20 protein-coding genes and 1 tRNA gene are annotated in these 19,413 nt (G+C 64.7%); 17 read left to right on the forward strand and 4 right to left on the reverse strand.

Annotated features, from left to right (window positions below; all coding sequences use genetic code 11):
• The first annotated feature begins 91 nt into the window (after window positions 1–91).
• Genes MTX19_RS03775 through MTX19_RS03785 form a run of 3 tightly spaced genes read left to right on the forward strand, consistent with a single transcriptional unit; the run spans window position 92 to window position 1,821 of the window.
• Window positions 92–1,096, forward strand: coding sequence for a 2-dehydropantoate 2-reductase (locus MTX19_RS03775; RefSeq protein WP_280984685.1), 1,005 nt, complete (start codon window positions 92–94; stop codon window positions 1,094–1,096).
• 52 nt (window positions 1,097–1,148) lie between these two features.
• Complete coding sequence (locus MTX19_RS03780; protein WP_280982492.1) at window positions 1,149–1,355, forward strand: hypothetical protein; 207 nt, start codon at window positions 1,149–1,151, stop codon at window positions 1,353–1,355.
• A gap of 43 nt (window positions 1,356–1,398) precedes the next feature.
• Complete coding sequence (locus MTX19_RS03785; protein ID WP_280982493.1) at window positions 1,399–1,821, forward strand: CAP domain-containing protein; 423 nt, start codon at window positions 1,399–1,401, stop codon at window positions 1,819–1,821.
• 79 nt (window positions 1,822–1,900) lie between these two features.
• Here the strand turns inward: MTX19_RS03785 and MTX19_RS03790 are convergent, their stop codons facing one another.
• Window positions 1,901–2,554 (reverse strand): hypothetical protein, encoded by a 654-nt coding sequence (locus MTX19_RS03790; protein WP_280982494.1) that lies wholly within the window; start codon window positions 2,552–2,554, stop codon window positions 1,901–1,903.
• A gap of 295 nt (window positions 2,555–2,849) precedes the next feature.
• On the reverse strand, window positions 2,850–3,947 hold the full coding sequence (locus tag MTX19_RS03795; RefSeq protein WP_280982495.1) for a hypothetical protein: 1,098 nt from the start codon (window positions 3,945–3,947) through the stop codon (window positions 2,850–2,852).
• A gap of 291 nt (window positions 3,948–4,238) precedes the next feature.
• Here MTX19_RS03795 and MTX19_RS03800 point away from each other — a divergent pair, with 291 nt between their 5' ends.
• Window positions 4,239–4,376 carry a hypothetical protein gene (locus tag MTX19_RS03800; protein ID WP_280982496.1) on the forward strand — a complete coding sequence of 46 codons (138 nt, stop codon included), beginning with the start codon at window positions 4,239–4,241 and terminating at the stop codon, window positions 4,374–4,376.
• A gap of 139 nt (window positions 4,377–4,515) precedes the next feature.
• Window positions 4,516–4,592 (forward strand) — tRNA-Arg (locus MTX19_RS03805).
• 667 nt (window positions 4,593–5,259) lie between these two features.
• On the opposite strand, the gene MTX19_RS03810 is transcribed toward MTX19_RS03805, so the two are convergent.
• On the reverse strand, window positions 5,260–5,679 hold the full coding sequence (locus MTX19_RS03810; RefSeq protein ID WP_280982497.1) for a hypothetical protein: 420 nt from the start codon (window positions 5,677–5,679) through the stop codon (window positions 5,260–5,262).
• Between the two features lie 661 nt (window positions 5,680–6,340).
• Here MTX19_RS03810 and MTX19_RS03815 point away from each other — a divergent pair.
• The gene (locus tag MTX19_RS03815; protein ID WP_280982498.1) at window positions 6,341–6,673 is read left to right on the forward strand and encodes a hypothetical protein; all 333 of its coding nucleotides are present in this window, start codon (window positions 6,341–6,343) and stop codon (window positions 6,671–6,673) included.
• Between the two features lie 205 nt (window positions 6,674–6,878).
• Here the strand turns inward: MTX19_RS03815 and MTX19_RS03820 are convergent, their stop codons facing one another.
• A complete protein-coding gene (locus MTX19_RS03820; RefSeq protein WP_280982499.1) occupies window positions 6,879–7,361 on the reverse strand; it encodes a helix-turn-helix domain-containing protein in 483 nt (160 codons plus the stop codon).
• 192 nt (window positions 7,362–7,553) lie between these two features.
• On the opposite strand from MTX19_RS03820, the gene MTX19_RS03825 reads away from it, so the two are divergent.
• The 11 genes from MTX19_RS03825 to MTX19_RS03875 are packed head-to-tail and all read left to right on the forward strand — an operon-like array spanning window position 7,554 to window position 18,717.
• Window positions 7,554–8,192, forward strand: a complete 639-nt coding sequence (locus tag MTX19_RS03825) for a 2-hydroxychromene-2-carboxylate isomerase (protein WP_280982500.1) — start codon at window positions 7,554–7,556, stop codon at window positions 8,190–8,192.
• Window positions 8,193–8,238: 46 nt separating this feature from the next.
• Window positions 8,239–9,792 (forward strand): AMP-binding protein, encoded by a 1,554-nt coding sequence (locus tag MTX19_RS03830; RefSeq protein ID WP_348638265.1) that lies wholly within the window; start codon window positions 8,239–8,241, stop codon window positions 9,790–9,792.
• A gap of 44 nt (window positions 9,793–9,836) precedes the next feature.
• Window positions 9,837–10,574, forward strand: a complete 738-nt coding sequence (locus MTX19_RS03835) for an SDR family oxidoreductase (RefSeq protein ID WP_280982501.1) — start codon at window positions 9,837–9,839, stop codon at window positions 10,572–10,574.
• A gap of 12 nt (window positions 10,575–10,586) precedes the next feature.
• On the forward strand, window positions 10,587–11,768 hold the full coding sequence (locus MTX19_RS03840; RefSeq protein ID WP_280982502.1) for an acyl-CoA dehydrogenase family protein: 1,182 nt from the start codon (window positions 10,587–10,589) through the stop codon (window positions 11,766–11,768).
• 23 nt (window positions 11,769–11,791) lie between these two features.
• Entirely contained in the window at window positions 11,792–12,922 is a 1,131-nt protein-coding gene (locus MTX19_RS03845; protein WP_280985847.1) for an acyl-CoA dehydrogenase family protein, read from the forward strand.
• An 11-nt stretch (window positions 12,923–12,933) separates the two neighbouring features.
• Entirely contained in the window at window positions 12,934–14,121 is a 1,188-nt protein-coding gene (locus MTX19_RS03850; RefSeq protein ID WP_280982503.1) for an acetyl-CoA C-acyltransferase, read from the forward strand.
• 21 nt (window positions 14,122–14,142) lie between these two features.
• Complete coding sequence (locus MTX19_RS03855) at window positions 14,143–15,153, forward strand: nitronate monooxygenase family protein (RefSeq protein WP_280982504.1); 1,011 nt, start codon at window positions 14,143–14,145, stop codon at window positions 15,151–15,153.
• Window positions 15,154–15,164: 11 nt separating this feature from the next.
• Entirely contained in the window at window positions 15,165–15,938 is a 774-nt protein-coding gene (locus MTX19_RS03860) for an enoyl-CoA hydratase-related protein (protein WP_280982505.1), read from the forward strand.
• 41 nt (window positions 15,939–15,979) lie between these two features.
• Window positions 15,980–17,140 carry an iron-containing alcohol dehydrogenase gene (locus tag MTX19_RS03865; protein WP_280982506.1) on the forward strand — a complete coding sequence of 387 codons (1,161 nt, stop codon included), beginning with the start codon at window positions 15,980–15,982 and terminating at the stop codon, window positions 17,138–17,140.
• A 29-nt stretch (window positions 17,141–17,169) separates the two neighbouring features.
• Window positions 17,170–17,976, forward strand: coding sequence for a glutathione S-transferase (locus MTX19_RS03870; RefSeq protein ID WP_280982507.1), 807 nt, complete (start codon window positions 17,170–17,172; stop codon window positions 17,974–17,976).
• A 39-nt stretch (window positions 17,977–18,015) separates the two neighbouring features.
• Window positions 18,016–18,717 carry an SDR family NAD(P)-dependent oxidoreductase gene (locus MTX19_RS03875; protein WP_280982508.1) on the forward strand — a complete coding sequence of 234 codons (702 nt, stop codon included), beginning with the start codon at window positions 18,016–18,018 and terminating at the stop codon, window positions 18,715–18,717.
• The last annotated feature ends 696 nt before the right edge of the window (window positions 18,718–19,413 follow it).

Genomic DNA, 19,413 nt, shown 5'->3' on the forward strand with positions numbered 1-19,413 from the left:
ACAAGGCGGGGCGTTGGCAACCAGCGGCGCGGTCGATAGGCAGCCAATGCCAGGTCTGCTATCGAGCTTTGATGAACGGATGTTCGGCGAGATGAACAACGACCGGCCGATCGGCATTGCGGGCGCCGGCAGCATCGGCTGCTTCGTCGGCGGCATGCTGGCGGCGTCCGGCCGCCGCGTCGCACTGCTGGCGCGGCCGCGCGTGGTCGAGGAAATCACGGCCCGCGGCTTGCGGGTCACCGATGTCGACCGCTCCGAGCAGGTTGTCGCAGCGGACCGCCTCACGCTGTCCGACGATCCGTCGATCTTGCGCGATGCTCAGGTGGTGCTGGTCACGGTGAAGAGCGCCGATACACGCGAGATGGCCGACCTCATCGCGCGCCATGCACCGTCCGATATCGTGGTGATCAGTTTGCAAAACGGCGTCGGCAATGTGCCGCTGCTGCGCGAGCGGCTGCCGGGCCGGAGCGTGCTCGGCGGCATGGTGCCGTTCAACGTGGTCCCGTTCGGCGACGGCCGCTTCCATCGCTCGACCTCGGGCGACATCGTGATCGCCCGTGACGACGCCGGCACCGCCGCACGTCTGTCGGCGCCGGGCCTTGCCATCCGCGCGACCTCCGACATCGACGGCGTGCGGTGGGGCAAGCTGATCGTCAATCTCAACAATGCGCTGAACGCGCTCTCCAACATTCCGCTGCGCCAGCAACTCGCGCAACGCGACTGGCGGCGCCTGCTCGCCGATCAGATGGCGGAGGGAATGGCCGCCGTCCGCGCCGAAGGCATCACGCCGGTGTCGCCGACGCCGCTGCCCTCGAGCTGCATGCCGCCTTTGCTGCGGCTGCCGGACCCGCTGTTTACGATGCTGCTCGGCCGCACCATGAAGATCGATCCCGAGGCGCGCTCCTCGATGTGGGAGGATCTGCAACGCGGCCGCCGCACCGAGATCGATTATCTGCAGGGCGTGATCACCGCGATCGCCGATCGCCGCGGGCTTGACGTGCCGTTGTCGCGCCGTGTCATTCAACTGATCCGGACAGCGGAGGCCGACGGCAAGGGCTCGCCGGGGCTGACGCCGCAGCAGATCCGCGCGGCGTAGGGTTATGATCGCGGTGACACTAGGTGGTGCCGCGTGTGGGAAGGAGGAAGCCATGAAACCGGTTTGCATCGTGCTTGTCGCGCTTGCGGCGTTCGCTGCGTGGTCTGCGCAGGCCGCGCCACCGACCGTGATCCCGTCGCCGGGCTATGACGCGCGGCTGCAGGAGCAGCGTGCGCGGATGGCGGCGTCAAGCGAGCGGCCCGTGCCCGCTGCTAGGCACATCGCGCCGCGGCACCACAAGCGTAGCCGCACGCATTGATCCTCTGTAGTTCTCAGCGACCTCTTGAAAGAGACGTTCCGAAATGAAGTTGTTCGTTCTCGTGCTTGGCTTTGTGCTGGGCCTGACCACCGCTGCAAGCGCGGCCGACTATGCCGGCGTCCTCAGCGCCTATCGGCGCGCTCACGGCATGTCCAGGGTGAGGCTCGACGCGAAGCTGAATGCGATGGTGTTGCGGCAGGCACGGGCGATGTCGGCGACCGGCTCGGTGAGCCATTCGGCGGGTGGCAGCTTCTTCTCGCGCATTGCGCCGTTGAAGAAGCAGCGCGCGGCCGAGAATATCGGCGCTGGCTTCATCGCCTTCGCCGAGATGCTGAAGCAGTGGCAAAGCTCGGCCGGTCACCGCGAGAACCTGTTGATGCCCGACGCAAAGCGCGTCGGGGTCGCATTCGTGGACAATGCGAAGTCGCCGTACCGCAGGTTCTGGGCGATGGTGATCAGCAATTGATGCCGCGGCGTCTGATCGCGGTTCGCGCCAGCGAGACCCTCGGCTGCGCCCGTTGCGTGCGGGAGGAATGGGAGAGAGATCAGCTTCGCTTCGCCGGCCGTCCTGGTGTCGATGGCTGAAAAGTGAACAGCTTCTTGAGATCATCGAGGCTTTGCGACAGTCGCGGCCATTCGCACGAGAATGAGTTCTTGGCGCAGTGCGCAGCCCTGATGCGCGCGGCCTGCTTGACCGGGCTTGCGACCGGGACGGGCACGCGTACCGGTTCGCTGCGCATCGTGACCTGGATCCGTTTGTGCTGCGCTTGTTGCTGTGGCGGTTGTTGCTGCTGCTGCTCTTGCTGCAGCTTTTCCTCTTGCTGAAGCTGCTTGGCGTTGAACGCTGCGACGATGTTCGAGCGACGCTGCTTCTCGAGATAGACGGTATATTCCTGGTCGATCTTCTTCTGCTCGTCCCGCGTCGGATTGGGACCCGCGATGTCGAAGCTGCGGTCCTGCATGAAGTCGTAATAGGTGTAGCCGCCGCCGGGCTTGCGGCGTCCAGCAAACTTGGCGTTGCACTCGCCGAGCTGCGCGGTCTTGTCTTCCTTCGTCTTCGCCTTCTCGGCGATATCGGCGCAATCCTCGAAGTCCTTCGGCCCGCTGCGCCACCACTGCGCATGCGCGGTCACTGGCGCCAGCTCAAGGCAGGCGGTCACTGCGGCAATGGCAAACGCCGATGAACGGCTCGCAGTCACGAACGAAACCCCGATGCAAATCAGCGGTCACGATTTGCGCCAATTTTTGCCATTTTGGGGCAGCTTGTCACGCTGCTTGTAGATGGATTCCAGTTCGCATCCAGGTGTGACGGATGGGACACAACGATCAAAATTGACGTGTATTCTCAATATCAAAGGCGGGTTCCCTTGTGTGGAGCCGTCATGCTGCCTTCACAGTGACGAGGAACTTTGAGACCCCGCTCCGCAATGTCTCCGATTGCCGCGAGAGTTCGCGCGCCGCAAAGCTGCGCCTGGCGGCAGCCCGCGGCCGCGCTCACTTCACCCTGTGCAGCAGCGCGACGAGCTCCGCCTGCCGGTGCGTGCCGGTCTTCTGGAAGATCGACTTGAGCTGGTTGCGGGCGGTGGCGAGCGCAACGCCGGCCTCGCGTGCTGCGTCCTCGACCGAATCGCCGCGTGCGAGCCGTGCGGCGAGGCGTGCCTGCGCCGGCGTCAGCTCGAAGGTCGCAGCCAGCAGCGCCTGATCGAAGGCGACGCTGCCTTCGAGATCGCGGATCAGGAGGATCGCGCGTGCGCCGAGAAACGGCGAGCGTGCCGCGGGAGGCACCGGCTGCATCTGGATCACGATCGGCCGCCTGTCGAGCCGGCGCACCACGATCGGCGAGGACGGCACCGTGAGCAGGTCCGAGGTGTGGTCGAGCTGATCGATCAACCGGGTCAGGTCGGCATTGGCCTGCCGGTCGCGGAGCGTCAGGCGGTTGTTGCGGATCGCAAGGTCGTCGCCGAGGCAGGCGCCCGCCTGGCCGTTCGTGCCGATGACGACGCCGAAGCGGCCGACCGCGATCGCCGCGACCTGGATCAGGCCGAGCGCGCTGGTGATGCCCGAGATCGCGGAGCGGCCGACGACGGTCGACAGCGTCGCGGCCTCCGTCAGCCGTGTCGACAGCCGTGACAGCGCCTTGACCTCGTCGGCATCGAACATGCCTTGCTTCGGCGAGCGCTGGATGGTCAATCCCCATAGCGCAGGGCCGGCGCGGAAGCCGACGGCGGCAAACCATTTCAGGCCGAACTCGCCGAGACTGGCGTAGAGCGGATCGCGCAGCATCTCGCGCTCGGACTCGAACAGATCGGCGTCGGTGACGACATCGGCGCCACCAAGCAGCCGCGGCACGCCGCGCGCCGCGCGGATGTCGGTGAGATGCAGGTTGTTGGGGAAGTAGACCCTGGTGAAATAATCGTCGACCGATTCGGTGCGGGGAATGTCCTCGGTGCGGACGTCGCTCTGCAGCATCGCGGCGCCGGTCGCGCCGACGGCAGCGCAGACCTCGTCCATGAAGGTCGGCCAACGCGCAGGATCGAGAACCACGTCTCCGAGGCGCGCGGTCACATCGTCAAGCTTGCGCAGGTCGACCAAGGCTCACCCTCCGACCGATGCCAAAACCCTTCGTTTCGCCAGTCAAACCTACCGCGCGTGTATACGCACGGTACCGTGCTTAAGAAAACCGGCGCCGCCGAACTTGCAAGCAAAATCGACGCCGCGAATGTAGCTGCCGCGCGATATCCTGGAAGCCCGGCGCAACGTGACGGAGGTCACGCAGACGCCCGGCCACGGTCCGCGATGGCTGTCGATCCGGCTCAACGATCAGGCTGGTTGACGATTTTGGTGTGACGCGCGGGATTGGCGAGATCACCAAAGGCCTGCGCCATGCACCAGAACTATGCGCTCGACATCGTCAGCCTGCGCTTCGGCTCGATCAAGGACGAGGCGATCGAGTACCTGCCGGCCCGCTGCGCCGCGACCGCGGTTGGGTCGTCATCGAAGCCGGCCGGGCAGGCGGCGTAGGAACCGGCTCGCGGACGGCGTCCGCAACGTGCGCGGCTGAAATACCTACGACTTCATGCATGCCGGGTGTCGGCGCAGGCTGGCGATCCGGCGACGGCTCTGCTATGGGAGGGCCACGCCCGTTGGTCTGCGGGCTCGCGGTCCCGTAGCTCAGCCGGATAGAGCGACGGTTTCCTAAACCGTAGGTCGGAAGTTCGAGTCTTCCCGGGATCGCCAGCACCATTCGCAGAGCAGGGCCGGCGATCATCGCGCGCCTCCATCCTGCGCTGCTCTCGATCCCGGCGGACCTTCAAGGCCTTGTGCAGAAGATCGCGTGTCCGTTGATCGACCTGCAGCTTTCCGTGGCGTCGATCTCCAGCGCTTCACGTAGTTCGGCAAGGACCTCAAAGCAGTTTCGCCTCGTCAGCCATCATGATTTCTCCCGTTATGGCGCGGCCAAGTCGGGGCGCCGGCTAGACGCAACCGGCTGCGGACAATGGGCGGCGCGCCTTGCACGTGAACAAGGTACGAAAACAAATGCTGCGCCGGCTGTGACAAGTGCCCTTTTGTCACTGACAGCGTGAGCGGCATCTGTGCTGCTATGGGGCGTCCGGGAAATTGCCCTTGCCCGGAGACTGAGCCAGCGCCGTCCGCGCGATCATACTCCGCTGGGGCGGCGCTGAGCGTTTGCGGTGATGTCGCGGCGCGCCACTGCGGCATATGACTTTCGGCACCTTGCGCATCGTATCGCCATTGGGTGACCTTGGATGCGCCAGCGCGAGGCAAGCGCGGCCTCGGGCCCAGCCCCCACTACCCCAGGGGTCCGGGGCCGCGCCCTCCCGTTGCAACAAAAAGGCCCGCCAATAACGGCGGGCCTCGTCGCGGGTCTTTTCTTGGCTAGAGCTCAATACGGATAAGGCGCCCACGGATCGGTTACGATCACATCCGTGGCTGGATACCAATAGCATTCGACATCGACGCCGGTGTCGAAACAGTATCCGTAATAGTCCGTCACCTGCGCAAGTTTGATCGGACCGTTCGCGGCAACCTGGGTCGTGTCGGCACCCGCCATTTTCTTGCTCGACTTCACTTTCTGCACAGGCAGGCTCCCGGCGCTCATTCTCACGACCTTGTCATTGCTCACTTCCGCAACGACAGGGTTGTTGCCGATCTTGCCGATTTCGTGCTTCCCGTTTTTGTGAATCTTCTCGCCAAGAAGGTTATGGCCATTGTTGTGATGGGCGTTCTTGGCCGCGGCCAGTCCGGCCGTGGCCAAGAGGCTCGCGCCGATGACGAACGCCGTCATCATCCGACGATTGAACATGCAGTTTCTCCGTAGTGACTTTGTGAAACCAGCCCGCAATCAAATTTGGTGAGGCCGCATGAACCGCCGCTGAACAGGCAAAAGGCGCGTGCGGTGACTCCGACTGTCTGTAAGACTGGTGTCAGCTTGAGGCTCTATTCCACTTTTCCGATCCGGGACGGCCGCCGAATCGTTTGGCGGCCGATCAAGAAGAAAGGGTGGATCAAGTGAAAAAGGTGTTGGTGATCGCGGCTGCGTTGGTCGCTGTAACGTCGGCGGCCCATGCGCGCGGTCCGGGAGCGGGCTTTGGTGGTGGCGCATCCAGCTTCTCGCCGGGTCATTCATTTCAGGGCAACGGATCTGTTGCAGGTAGCAGCGGCGCGTCTGGTTATTCGCCCGGCCATCAAATGCGGTCCAATGGATCGGTCACCGGCCACCCGGGAGCCTCGGGCTACGCACCCGGCAAGCTCCGGCGCTAAGATAAAGGGCACAGAGGCCGCCTCAACCGGCGGCCTCTTTCTTCCTGGTGGGACGAAGCGTCTGCCGAACGACCTGACGGGCGCGTGCGTCGATCTCAGCCCCGTCCAGCGCCCCCCGAGATGAACGACCGACAACAGCATGTTCAGCATGGCTTCAAGGCGGGCAACATAGAACGTTCGCGCAATCCTAATGGAGGCGACACATGTCTTCGCTCACGAAAGCCCTCTCCAGTGGTCTCGCTGCGCTCGCGGTGGCGGCAACACTGACCGCCGGCTCCGCGCCGGCTCAAGCACGTGACGGCCGAAACGCTGCGCTGATCGGCGGCCTGATCGTCGGCGGCCTCATTGGCGGCGCGCTGGCTTCGGAGGCGCAGGCCTACCCGTCCTATCCGTCGTACCAGGGCTACAGCGAATATCCGACGTACCGCCGCACCTACAGCGGCTATGACGACGGCTATTACGCGCCTCGATACCGGTATCGCAATTGCGACGACGATTACCGCAGCGTGTCGGGTTGGGACTCCGACGACGATTGAACAGGCGGTCGGGCGGTCCAAGGTCCACCGTCTTTATCGGTTCGGCTGGGATCGCCTCGCAAAAGGGCCCGCCATGCTGGCGGGCCTCGTCATCGGCGTGGTGTCGTAGGTTTCGCGCAGCCACAGCCTGATTGACGCAATCCGCATACTCCTCAAACAATCCGGCGGCGGCGCCGTTGAGCCCAGCCCGGCTTCGACAAAGCGATCATTTGCGGTGTGCTTGCGCGGGCGAGGACCGTCGCGCGCCCGGGCCGGGATGCACGTGCACGGCTTTCGCTGACAGTGGCTCGCCGCATTCCGAGCAGACCATGACGGGGTCGAACATGTGGCCGCAGGTCTTGTGTTGGTGCAGCATCGGCCGGCCGCGCGAGTCGACCATGTGGATGTTGCCCCAGTGCACGATCGACATGATGATCGGATAGAGATCGAGGCCCTTCTGCGTCAGGATGTATTCGTAGCGCTTCGGGGCTTCCTGATACGGAATCTTGCGCAGCACGCCGAAGCGCGCCAGCTTCTTCAGCCGGTCGGCGAGCAGATGGCGGGTGATCCCGAGCGACGCCTGGAAGTCATCGAACCTGCGGATGCGCAAGAAACATTCGCGCAGGATCAAGAGGCTCCAGCGGTCACCGATCACGGCCACGGTGCGGGCCAGTGAGCACGGCTCCTCCTCGAGTGCATCCCATCTCATCGGCGTCTCCAGCGATCTGCAACGGCAGCGCAAATAAATTCTAAATCGGAACTAGTATCATTTCAATAAGATGCCTCCAGAGAGCCATTGAATGATAAATATCATATTGACAGTTCGAAAATAGAACTTAAGGTCTCGACCACGATCAACCCGGCGGCGCGCAATTGCCGCCAGTCGAAGGGAAGGCGTTTCATGGCTGCTCCGCTCAAGGTCGAGTTCCACTTCGATTTCGGCAGTCCCAACGCCTATCTCGCCGAGCTCGTGCTGCCGGACATCGAGCAGCGCACCGGCGTCAAGTTCGATTACGTCCCGGTGCTGCTCGGCGGCGTGTACAAGGCAACCGGCAACATGTCGCCGGCCGACTCCCTGCGCGGGATCAAGAACAAGCCCGAATACAACGCGCTCGAGACCGAGCGCTTCCTGCGGCGTCACAACATCACGGCGTTCAAGTCGAACCCGTTTTTTCCGGTGAATACGCTGGCGTTGATGCGCGGCGCGGTGGCCGCGCAGTTCGAGGGCTTGTTCGAAGCCTATTTCCGCGCCGCCTATCATCACATGTGGGTCGAGCCCAAGAAGATGGACGACCCGCAGATCTTCCGCGAGGCATTCCTGTCCTCGGGTCTCGACATCGACCGCCTCATCGCTCGCGCCCAGCAGGACGACGTCAAGAAGAAGCTGATCGAGAACACCAGCGACGCGGTGGCACGCGGCTCGTTCGGGTCGCCGACCTTCTACGTCGGTGACGAGATCTTCTTCGGCAAGGACAAATTGCGCGAGGTCGAGGAAGAGATCGTCGCGCAGCTGGCCGTGGGGCGGCGCAAGACCGCCTGATCGGAGCAAACAAACAAGCCCCCAGGGCTATCGCAGGGAGGTTTCGGTGCTGGCGACGACGCAGGTGATGGAAGGAAGTGTTGCAGGCTTGCCGAACCGTATCCACGAGGTGATGGATCGGCATGTCGCGACGACGCCGGATCATCCGGCGCTGATCGACGATCGCGCGAAGCTGACCTACCGCGAGCTGGATCGGGACGTGAGCGGCGTGGTCGATGCGCTGCGTGCGGTCGGCATTCGCCCTGGCGACCGCATCATGATTGTCAGCGAGAATGCGATTCCGCTCGCCTGCCTGCTGCTGGCCGCCAGCCGGCTCGACGTCTGGTCCATCGTGGTCAATCCGCGGCTGTCGCCGCGCGAGCTCGATCAGATCCGCGAACACAGCGGCGCCCGCCGCGTGTTCCTGACCGCTGAGGTCTCGCAGGAAGCGGCGGCGCACGCCGCGCGCTATGAGGCCATCGTGCAGGACGTCGGCCCGCTCCGCGGCGTCGGCGTCACCGGCCTGAACCTGGCGACGCTGGCCGAGCGGGTCGAGTCCGACGGCGCGAAGCAGGTCGCGGTGCTCATCTATACGTCGGGCACCACGGGCACCCCGAAGGGCGTGATGCTGACTCACCGCAATCTGCTGTTCAGCGCCCGCGGCACCGCCGCCTGGCGCAAGATGACGGCTGAGGATGTACAGTATTGCGTGCTGCCGATCTCACACATCGTTGGCATCTCCCTGCTCACCATGACCTTGATGGTCGGCGCCACCGTGCGCCTGGTCGCAAAGTATGACCCAGCCGCGCTGGTGAAAGCGATGGCGGAGGAGGGCATCACCATCCTCAACGGCGTGCCCGCGACCTATCAGCGCCTGCTCGAATATCGGCGCAATGCCGGCCTGCCGAAGCTCGACCGCGGCAAGCTTCGCCTGATCTCGGTGGCCGGTGCGCCGCTCGACCTCGATCTCAAGTCGCGGGTCGAGCAGGAGCTCGGCCTGCCGCTGCTCAACGGCTACGGTATTACCGAGTGTTCGCCGGGAATCTCGGGCGTGCGGCACGATACGCCGCGGGCCGACCATGCGGTGGGCGCCATCCTGCCGGGCCTTGAAACCAGGCTCGTCGGACGCGACGGCAAGGCGGTTGGTGCTGGCGAGGTCGGCGAGCTGCATGTCCGCGGCCCGAATGTGATGCGCGGCTACTACCGCGCCCCCGATCTGACCGCCAAGGCGATCGACAGCGACGGCTGGTTCAACACCGGCGACCTCGCCCGCTTCGAGGGCGATGCCCTCTTCATCGTCGGTCGCACCAAGGAGATGATCATCCGTTCCGGATTCAACGTCTATCCGGCTGAGATCGAGGCGGTGCTGAGCACGCATGATGCGGTGGTGCAGTGCGCCGTGGTCGGACGCCAGGTCGAGGGCAACGAGGAGGTCGTCGCCTTCGTGCAGCTGATCAAGGGCGCGACGGCGACCGCGCAGGAGCTGATGGCCCATGTCGCGCCGCAACTCACCTCGTACAAGCGGCCGTCGGAGATTATCCTGATGGACGCGCTGCCCGCGACGTCGACGGGCAAGCTGCTGAAACACAAACTGGCCGAGTCGGTGCGCAGCCCGCGCTGACGCGTCCGAACAGCAACTTACGCAAACAAAAGCCGGAGAACACCATGCAGAAGAGAAACAGGACGGTCGCGGTCATCGGTGCCGGCGACTTCATCGGCGGCGAGATCGCCAAGAAATTCGCCTCCGAAGGCTTCACGATCTTCGCCGGCCGCCGCAACGGCGACAAGCTGGCGCCGCTCGTCAAGGACATCGAGGCCGCCGGCGGCGAGATCCACGCCCGCTCGCTCGATGCGCGCAAGGAGGAGGAGATCATCTCCTTCCTCAACGATGCCGACAAGCACGCGCCGCTCGAGGTCTGCATCTTCAACATCGGCGCCAACGTCAATTTCCCGATTCTCGAGACCACCGAGCGCGTGTTCCGCAAGGTCTGGGAGATGGCCTGCTATTCCGGCTTCCTGGCCGGGCGTGAGGCGGCGCGGCTGATGCTGCCGCGCGGGCAGGGCAACATCTTCTTCACCGGCGCGACCGCGTCGCTGCGCGGCGGCAGCGGCTATGCCGCCTTCGCCAGTGCCAAGTTCGGCCTGCGCGCGGTGGCGCAGGCGATGGCGCGCGAGTTGGGTCCGAAGAACATGCACGTCGCGCACCTCATCATCGACTCCGGCGTCGATACCGAATGGGTGCGGCAGCGTCGGATCGAGGCGCTCGGCCCCAACGCGCTCGACAATCCGGACGTCCTGATGCCGCCGGCCTCCGTCGCGGGCGCCTACTGGCAGCTTTACCAGCAGCCGAAGAGCGCGTGGACCTTCGAGCTGGAAATCCGTCCCTTCGGCGAGAAGTGGTAAGGAGCAGGTCCCATGGAGCTCGCGCTATCTCCTGAAGATGTGGCGTTCCGCGACGAGGTTCGCGCCTTCATCAAGGACAACTATCCGGCGGAGATGCGCGTCCCTAATCCGGAGACCGACCTTTCCAAGGAGCAGATGCTGCTGTGGCATCGCATCCTGCACAGGAAGGGCTGGATCGCGCCGCTCTGGCCCAAGGAATATGGCGGGCCCGGCTGGTCGATCACCCGCCGCTTCATCTTCGAGCAGGAGACGGCGCGCGCCGGCACGCTGCCGCCTTTGGCGTTCAGCGTCACCATGGTCGGCCCCGTCATCTATACGTTCGGCAACGCGGCGCAGAAAGCAAAGTTCTTGCCGCGCATTCTCTCCGGCGAGGATTGGTGGTGCCAGGGCTATTCGGAGCCGGGATCGGGGTCGGATCTCGCGACCGTCCGCACCAAGGCAGTGCGCGACGGCGACCACTACATCGTCAACGGCCACAAGACCTGGACCACGCTGGCCCAGCATGCCGACTGGATCTTCTGCCTGGTCCGCACCGATCCGGCGGCCAAGCCGCAATCCGGCATCTCGTTCCTGCTGATCGACATGAAATCGCCGGGTGTCACCGTGCGGCCGATCATCACCATCGACGGCTCGCACGAGGTCAATGACGTCTTCCTCGAAAACGTCCGCGTGCCGGTCGAGAATCTGATCGGCGAGGAGAACAAGGGCTGGACCTACGCCAAGTTCCTGCTCGGCAATGAGCGCACCAGCATGGCCGGCATCGGCCGCTCGACGCGCTACATCGAACGGCTGAAGAAGATCGTGAAGGCGGAGATTCCGGCAGACGATCCGGCCTATCTGGAATTCATCCGAGACATCGCCCGCGTCGAGCTCGACGTGCTGGCGCTGGAGGCGACCGAGCTGCGCGTCGTGGCGCAAATGGCCCGCGGCATCGACCCCGGGCCGGCGGCATCCCTGTTCAAGATCCGCGGCACCGAGATCTTCCAGAACATCACCGAACTGACCCATCGCGCGATCGGAAATTATGGCCTGGCGATCCGCGAGCATCCGGTCAGCGCGAACCATTTCATGCCCGGCCCGGACTACGGCCACACCGCGTCGGAAAAATATCTCAACGCGCGCAAGCTCTCGATCTACGGCGGATCGAACGAGATCCAGCGCAACATCATCGCCAAGGCCGTGCTCGGTCTCTAGCAACAGCGCAACAAGAGGATCGTATGGATATCCAGTTCACGGAAGAGCAGGAATTGTTGCGGTCCAGCCTCCAGCGGCTGCTGCGCGACCAGTATGATTTCGATGCGCGGCGCAAGATCGTCGCGGGTGAGGACGGCTTCAGCCGCAAGCAGTGGGGCGCCTTCGCCGAGCTCGGCCTGCTCGCCGCGCCGTTCTCGGAAGCCGTCGGCGGACTCGGCGGCGGAGTGCTGTCGACCATGATCATCATGCAGGAATTCGGCCGTCATCTCGTGGTCGAGCCGTTCGTCGAGACGGTCGTGCTGGCCGGCGGCTTGATCGAGCAGGCGGGCTCCGAGGAACAGAAGCAGGGCTTCCTTCCCGAGATCATCGCGGGAAACGAGATCTGGACCCTGGCGTGGACCGAGAAGGGCTCGCGCTTCGATCTCGCCACCGTCACCACCGCGGCGCGCCGGGACGGCGACGGCTATGTCCTGACCGGCGAGAAGACGGCGGTCATCGCGGCGCCCTGGGCGGATTATCTGATCGTCTCCGCTCGCACCTCGGGTCATCGCCACGATCGCGGCGGCGTCAGCCTGTTCGTGGTCGATCGCCGCGCCACCGACCTCGATCTCAAGAGCTTCAAGACCATCGACGGCCGGCGCGCCGCCGAGATCAGCCTGCGCGAGGTGCGCGGCCAGCTCCTGGGCCGCGAGGGCGACGGCGTCGCCGCGCTCGAGGCCTGCCGCGACCGGGCGATCGGCGCGCTGTGCGCCGAGCTGGTCGGGGCGATGGGTGAGTTGAACGCCGCGACCTTGGATTATTCCAAGACGCGAAAGCAGTTCGGCGTCACGATCGGCTCCTTCCAGGTGTTGCAGCATCGGATGGTCGACATGTTCATCGCGCATCAGGAGGGGCTGTCCCTGATGCAGCATCTCAATCTCAGCCTCAACGCAGGCGAAGCCGGCCTCTCGCGGCTCGCCTCGGGCGCCAAATCGAAGATCGGCTATGCCGGCAAGTTCGTCGCCGACCAGGCGGTGCAGATCCACGGCGGCATGGGCATGACCGACGAGCTCAATGTCGGCCACTACTTCAAGCGTATCTTGTCCATCAACATCCAGTTCGGCGATCCCGCCTATCACGTGCTTCGCTATGCGCAGCTCGACGCGGCGGCTTAAGGAGACCTAGCATGACAGCAGACGCAGTTATCGTTTCCACCGCGCGCACCGGCGTGGGCAGGGCCTATCGCGGTGCGCTCAACAACACCGATGGCCCGACCTTGGCCGGCCATGTGATGGCAGAGGCGGTGAAGCGCGCCGGCATCGCGCCGGGCGAGGTCGAGGACGTGGTGATGGGCTGCGCGATGCAGCAGGGCACCATGGTGATGAACGTCGCGCGCAAGGGCGCGATCCGCGCCGGGCTGCCGGTCACGGTCGCCGGCACCACCATCGATCGGCAATGCGCCTCCGGCCTGCAGGCGATCGCGGTCGCCGCGCGTTCGGTGATGCTCGACGGCGTCGAGATCGCGATCGGCGGCGGCATCGAATCGATCAGCCTGGTGCAGAACGAGCACATGAACAAATTCCACGCCGTCGACGACGAGCTGATGGCGATGAAGCCGGACATGTACATGTCGATGCTGGAGACGGCGGAAGTCGTCGCCGAGCGCTACGGAATCGGCCGCGACAGGCAGGACGAATACAGCCTGGAGTGCCAGCGCCGCGTCGGTGCCGCGCTGCAGGGCGGCCGTTTCAACGACGAGATCGTGCCGATCACCACCAAAATGGCCGTGGTCGACAAGGACACCAAGCAGGTCAGCTACCAACAGGTGACGCTGTCGCGGGACGAGGGTCCGCGTCCCGATACGACCGCGGAGGGCCTCGCCAAGATCAAGCCGGTGTTCGAGGGCAAGACCATCAGCGCCGGCAACGCTAGCCAGCTCTCGGACGGTGCGTCGGCCTGCGTGATCATGAGCGACAAGATCGCGGCCAGGAAGGGCCTGAAGCCGCTCGGCATCTTCCGCGGCTTCGTCGCCGCCGGCGTCGAGCCGGACGAGATGGGCGTCGGCCCGGTCGCCGCGATCCCGCGATTGCTGCAGCGGCACAATCTCAAGATCGACGACATCGATCTGTGGGAGCTCAACGAGGCCTATGCGGTGCAGGTGATCTATTGCCGCGACAAGCTCGGCATCGATCCGGACAAGCTGAACGTTAATGGCGGCTCGATCGCAATCGGCCATCCCTACGGCATGACCGGCGCGCGGCTCACCGGCCACCTCCTGATCGAGGGCCGACGGCGCAAGGCAAAATACGGCGTGGTGACCATGTGCATCGGTGGCGGCATGGGCGCGGCGGGTCTGTTCGAAATCGTCCACTGATCGGAAACGCAGGAGATATTCGTGAAGACAGCGATCACTGAACTGTTCGGCATCCAGCATCCGATCATCCAGGGCGGAATGCACTATGTCGGCTTCGCCGAGATGGCGGCCGCGGTGTCCAACGCCGGCGGCCTCGGCATCATCACGGGCCTGACGCAGAGGACGCCGGAAGTGCTGGCGAAGGAGATCGCGCGCTGCCGCGACATGACCGACCAGCCGTTCGGCGTCAACCTCACCTTCCTGCCGAGCTTCACCGCGCCGCCCTATCCGGAATACATCGCCGCGATCCGCGAAGGCGGCGTCAAGGCGGTGGAGACCGCAGGCCGCAGCCCCGAGCAATACATGCCGGCGCTGAAGGCCGCCGGCATCAAGGTGATCCACAAATGCACCTCGGTGCGGCATTCGCTGAAGGCCGAGAAGATCGGCTGCGATGCGGTCAGCGTCGACGGCTTCGAGTGCGGCGGCCATCCCGGCGAGGACGACATCCCGAACATGATCCTGCTGCCGCGCGCGGCGGAGGAACTGAAGATCCCGTTCGTCGCCTCCGGCGGCATGGCGGATGCGCGCAGCCTGGTCGCGGCGCTGGCGATGGGCGCGGCGGGCATGAACATGGGCACGCGCTTCATCGCCACCAAGGAAGCGCCGGTTCATCCCAATGTGAAGCAGGCGCTGGTCGAGGCCAACGAGCTCGACACCCGCCTCGTCATGCGCGCGCTGCGCAACACCGAGCGTGTGCTGAAGAACAAGGGCGTCGACGAGCTGCTCGAGATCGAACGCGAGAAGGGCGCCAAGTTGAAGATCGAGGACATCCACGAGCAGGTCGCGGGTGTCTATCCCAAGGTGATGATCGACGGCGACATGGACGCCGGCGCCTGGAGCTGCGGCATGGTGGTCGGCCTGATCCACGACATCCCGACAGTCAAGGAGCTGATCGACCGCATCATGGCTGAAGCCGAGCAGATCATCCGCCAGCGGCTGACCGGTTTCCTCGACGGCATCGTCGAGACCACGCCGGCCCGCGCCGTGGCGTGACGGAGGACGCCATGACGGAGCACGTCAAAGTCAAGATTGCCGATGGTGTCATGACGCTGACGCTGCAGCGTCCGGAGAAGAAGAACGCGCTGACAGGCGCCATGTATAACGCCCTGTCTGATGCGCTCAAGCAGGCGGAGGCGGATGCCTCCGTTCGCGTGATCTTGTTCCAGGGCGATGGCGACAGCTTCACCGCGGGCAACGATCTCGCCGATTTCGCCAGCCAGGCGCGCGGCGAAAGCACGGTCGATAGCCCCGCCCATCGCTTCATCGGGACCATCAGCAAGGTCGGCAAGCCGCTGGTCGCCGCCGTGCAGGGCAATGCCGTCGGCGTCGGCACCACCATGCTGCTGCACTGCGATCTGGTCTATCTCGCGGACAATGCGCGGCTGATCACGCCGTTCGTCAATCTCGCGCTGGTGCCGGAAGCGGCATCGAGCTGGCTGCTGCCGTTGCGGATCGGACATGCACGCGCCTACGCGATGTTTGCGCTCGGCGAGCCGATGGATGCGGCGGGTGCGGTGGCATCTGGCCTCGCCAATGCCGTGGTGCCGCAAGCCGAGCTGCGCAAGAAGGCGTATGACGCCGCGATCGCGCTGACTACGCGGCCCGCGGGGTCGCTCAGCCTGACCAAGAGACTGATGCGTGAGCACCAGCGCATCGCGGCGCAAATCGCCGCGGAAGCAGCCGTGTTCAAGGAGCGGCTGACGACGCCGGAGGCGCGCGAGGCCTTCGCCGCTTTCGCCGAACGGCGTCCGCCGGACTTTTCCAAACTGTCGACCTGATTGATTGGACTAATCACGGACCCACCGAGGGAGTGAAGAGCATGCACGTCACGGGCAGCCATCAATACCCCACCATGGAATCTGTGAGCTACGGCAAGCCGGCGGCCGAAGCGTTGCGCGAGGAGGCCGAGCGGCTCGGCGCGACGCGCGTCTATCTGATTGCCAGCCGCACGCTGAACACGACAACCGACGAGATCGAGAAGATTCGCAAAGGCCTCGGCGATCGCCATGCCGAGACCTTCGACGGCGTGCCGCAGCACACGACCCGGGACGTGGTGGTGCGGATTGCACGGCAGGCCAAGGAGGCCAAGGCCGATCTGATCGTCGCGATCGGCGGCGGTTCTGTGGTCGATGCGGCGAAAATCGTGCTGATGTGCATGGAGCACGAGATCTTCGCGCCGGAAGGGCTAGACGGCTTCGAGACCACGCCCGAGCGCCGCTTCGGCGCATTCCGGACCCCGAAGGTGCGCATGATAGCGATCCCCAGCACGCTGTCGGGCGGCGAATATAATTCGGGCACGCTGGTCACCGACACCAGCCGCAAGCTGAAGCAGATCTTCAATCATCCCCTGATGATGCCGCGCAGCATCATCCTCGACCCCGCGATCACCAGATATACGCCGGAGAAACTCTGGCTGGGCTCCGGCACGCGGGCGATGGATCACGGCATCGAGGCGATCTGCTCCTCCCGTCCCAACGTGCTTGTCGATGCCGTGTGTCAGCAGGGGCTGCGCTATCTGCACGATGGCCTGCTGCGCACCAAGGCTAACCCCGACGATGAGGCAGCGCGGCTGAACTGCCAGTTGGGCTCGTGGCTGTCGGCCTTCGGGTTGCAGTCGCGGGTGCCGATGGGAGCGAGCCATGCCATCGGCCATGTGCTCGGCGGCACCTGCGATGTGCCGCATTACTTCTGCACGGCGGTGATGATGCCGAGCGTGCTCAAATACAATCGTCCCGCGACGGAGGCCGCGCAGCAATCGATCGCCGCCGCGCTCGGTGCGCCCGAGCGCGACGCCGGCGAGGCGTTCGCGGCGTTCATCGCCGAGCTAGGCCTGCCGCGGCGGCTCGCCGATGTCGGCGTCGCCGAGGATCGCTTCGAGTTGATCGGCAAGAACGCCATGCTCTCGATCTTCACCCGGACGAACCCGCAGCCGATCCGCGAGCCCAGCGACGTCGTCAAGATCCTCAAGCTCGCCGCCTGAGGCGGCGGCCGCATCAGGAGCAATCCACGATGGCCGACCTGCGCATCTTCTCCTACCTGCCCAATCCGCGGGTGTGGAAAGCAACCATTGCCGCCCGCTTCTGCGGCGTGGACGTCGAGGTCAGAGGCGCATCCAGCAAGGAACTGCGCGACTGGCTGTGGGATTACGATGCGCGTCCGCTGGCGGAAGAGGAGCGGCAATCGCTCGCGTCCCTGGCGCGCACTGGCCGAGTCGGGTTGACTAGCGCGCAGCTCTTCAAGACCGACGCGTTCATGGAGGCGCAGCCGTTCGGCAACGTGCCGGCCGCGTTCGGGCGCGATGGCACGGTCGGCATCTTTGAGTCGAACAGCATCATGCGCGCGGTGGCGCGGCTCGGCGAGGCGGCGTTCCCGCTCTACGGTCGCGACGCCTATGAAGCGTCCCGCATCGACAGCTTTCTCGATGTCAGCCTGGTCTTCGCACGGGATTCGCAGATCTACCTGCTGGCGCTGGCGGACGGCTCCGTCGATGCGGCGATCCACGCGCGCGCCAAGCTGGCTTTTGCGATCTACGCCTCGGGGCTGGAGCAGGCGCTGTCTCCACGGTGCGACGCGCTGGTGGGCGACAGCCTCTCGCTGGCCGACATCTGCTTCGCGGCCGAGCTTGCGCTGTTCATGAACGAGCATGCGCGGGCCGTGCAGTTGAACGAGCGCGGGTTGGACAAGATCCTGCACGCCGGTGTCGAAAACGATTATCCGCGGGTGTTCGCCCACTTTGCCCGATTGATCGCGCACCAGCATTTCAAGCCGGATCTCGGACCTTATGTCGAGAAATTGTTGTCAAAGGCGGCCGCCTGACCGTCAGGATTGCCGCTTGCAACGCGGAGGGTTGATCGCATGACCACGCCGGTTTGCCTGATTACTGGTGTCGGACCCGGCACGGGCTCGGCACTCGCGAGGAGGTTTGCCGAGGGCGGCTATCGCGTGGCGCTGCTCGCCAGGAACGAGGAGCGGCTGGCCGCGCTGGAGAAGGAGCTGCCGAACGCCAGGGGCTATCGCTGCGACGTGTCGGATCCGGCGCAGATCGAGGCGGTGGCATCAGCGGTCGAGCGCGATCTCGGCAGTCCCGGCACCGTCATTCACAATGCCGTCGGTGGTGCGTTCGGCACCTTCCGGGAGATCGATCCCGCGATCTTGAACCGGAACTTCCAGGTCAACACGATGGGGCTGTTGTACCTCGCCAGGCGATTTGCCCCGGCGATGATCGGCGCCGGCAAGGGCGCCATTGTCGCGACCGGCAACACGTCGGCCTTGCGAGGCAAGGCCGGCTTCGCAGGTTTCGCGCCGACCAAGGCGGCGCAGCGGATCCTGGCCGAAGCGATGGCGCGCGATCTGGGGCCGCAAGGGGTTCATGTCGCCTATGTGGTCGTCGATGCCGTGATCGATCTCGAGTGGACGCGGAAGCGCTGGCCGGAGCGGCCGGACGAATTCTTCATCAAGCCGCGGGCGATCGCGGACGAGATCTGGCACGTCGTTCATCAGGACCGCAGCGCCTGGTCGTTCAATGTCGAATTGCGGCCGTTCGGCGAAGCCTGGTAGCCGCTCGCGCTATCTTCGTATCGATCAGGTCGAGTGGAGCGGCAACGGAGGTTCACCTCCCCCCGTTGGGGAGAGGCGAACCGATTCCATCCTGACTCATCTTGCTCTAAGTCAATGCGCACGATGACGATGCGCTGGCGCGCCACACGGATGCACCTGCGGGCAAGAACTATCCGGCGCTTGACCTGCGACAAATCAACCCGACGGGCAAGTCAGTCAAAACCCGTCAAGCCCTCGCGCGCAAAATATTTCTGTTTTCCAGAAGCGAAACTCGGTGTATGAATGGCCCGTCTCACCCGCTTGAGGGGCGCTGCGCGATCGTCACGAGTGCTGGGTCGAGATGCGGTGGACGCCGATGTCACGGCTGACGAGCGTGGCAGATAGCGGACGGTGAAGTCGTGCAGGCCTGACGCCCTAGTGGCAGGTGTCTCATCAGTAAGAGCAGGAGCTCTCACTGATGACGGTGACAACAAAGCCCAGTCTCGCCGGGGAGAGCACGTATAAGCCGTAAACCATCGCGCAGGGAAAGCCGGGATTGCTCCGGTTTCACCTGTGGTCCTACCTCCCGTGCTTTCCATTTGCACGGGACCCATGGGTGCAATCGGCACCCGGCTTTCCCTGCGCCCTCTGTTCAAGAGAGGGCGGAACGAAGAGCAAACCTCGGACGCAACGCGCCGCGAGAACGCGAAGCCATAT

This window comes from Bradyrhizobium sp. ISRA464, assembly GCF_029910095.1.
In the GTDB taxonomy this organism is placed as follows: Bacteria; Pseudomonadota; Alphaproteobacteria; order Rhizobiales; family Xanthobacteraceae; genus Bradyrhizobium.

Bases quoted from the DNA above. Each gene is read 5' to 3' on its own strand.
- MTX19_RS03860 (WP_280982505.1), top strand. From the start codon at position 15,165: ATGACGGAGCACGTCAAAGTCAAGATTGCCGATGGTGTCATGACGCTG.
- MTX19_RS03825 (WP_280982500.1), top strand. From the start codon at position 7,554: ATGGCTGCTCCGCTCAAGGTCGAGTTCCACTTCGATTTCGGCAGTCCC.
- MTX19_RS03870 (WP_280982507.1), top strand. From the start codon at position 17,170: ATGGCCGACCTGCGCATCTTCTCCTACCTGCCCAATCCGCGGGTGTGG.
- MTX19_RS03775 (WP_280984685.1), top strand. From the start codon at position 92: ATGAACAACGACCGGCCGATCGGCATTGCGGGCGCCGGCAGCATCGGC.
- MTX19_RS03785 (WP_280982493.1), top strand. From the start codon at position 1,399: ATGAAGTTGTTCGTTCTCGTGCTTGGCTTTGTGCTGGGCCTGACCACC.
- MTX19_RS03850 (WP_280982503.1), top strand. From the start codon at position 12,934: ATGACAGCAGACGCAGTTATCGTTTCCACCGCGCGCACCGGCGTGGGC.
- MTX19_RS03780 (WP_280982492.1), top strand. From the start codon at position 1,149: ATGAAACCGGTTTGCATCGTGCTTGTCGCGCTTGCGGCGTTCGCTGCG.
- MTX19_RS03815 (WP_280982498.1), top strand. From the start codon at position 6,341: ATGTCTTCGCTCACGAAAGCCCTCTCCAGTGGTCTCGCTGCGCTCGCG.
- MTX19_RS03820 (WP_280982499.1), bottom strand. From the start codon at position 7,361: ATGAGATGGGATGCACTCGAGGAGGAGCCGTGCTCACTGGCCCGCACC.
- MTX19_RS03845 (WP_280985847.1), top strand. From the start codon at position 11,792: ATGGATATCCAGTTCACGGAAGAGCAGGAATTGTTGCGGTCCAGCCTC.
- MTX19_RS03800 (WP_280982496.1), top strand. From the start codon at position 4,239: ATGCACCAGAACTATGCGCTCGACATCGTCAGCCTGCGCTTCGGCTCG.
- MTX19_RS03835 (WP_280982501.1), top strand. From the start codon at position 9,837: ATGCAGAAGAGAAACAGGACGGTCGCGGTCATCGGTGCCGGCGACTTC.
- MTX19_RS03810 (WP_280982497.1), bottom strand. From the start codon at position 5,679: ATGTTCAATCGTCGGATGATGACGGCGTTCGTCATCGGCGCGAGCCTC.
- MTX19_RS03865 (WP_280982506.1), top strand. From the start codon at position 15,980: ATGCACGTCACGGGCAGCCATCAATACCCCACCATGGAATCTGTGAGC.
- MTX19_RS03840 (WP_280982502.1), top strand. From the start codon at position 10,587: ATGGAGCTCGCGCTATCTCCTGAAGATGTGGCGTTCCGCGACGAGGTT.
- MTX19_RS03875 (WP_280982508.1), top strand. From the start codon at position 18,016: ATGACCACGCCGGTTTGCCTGATTACTGGTGTCGGACCCGGCACGGGC.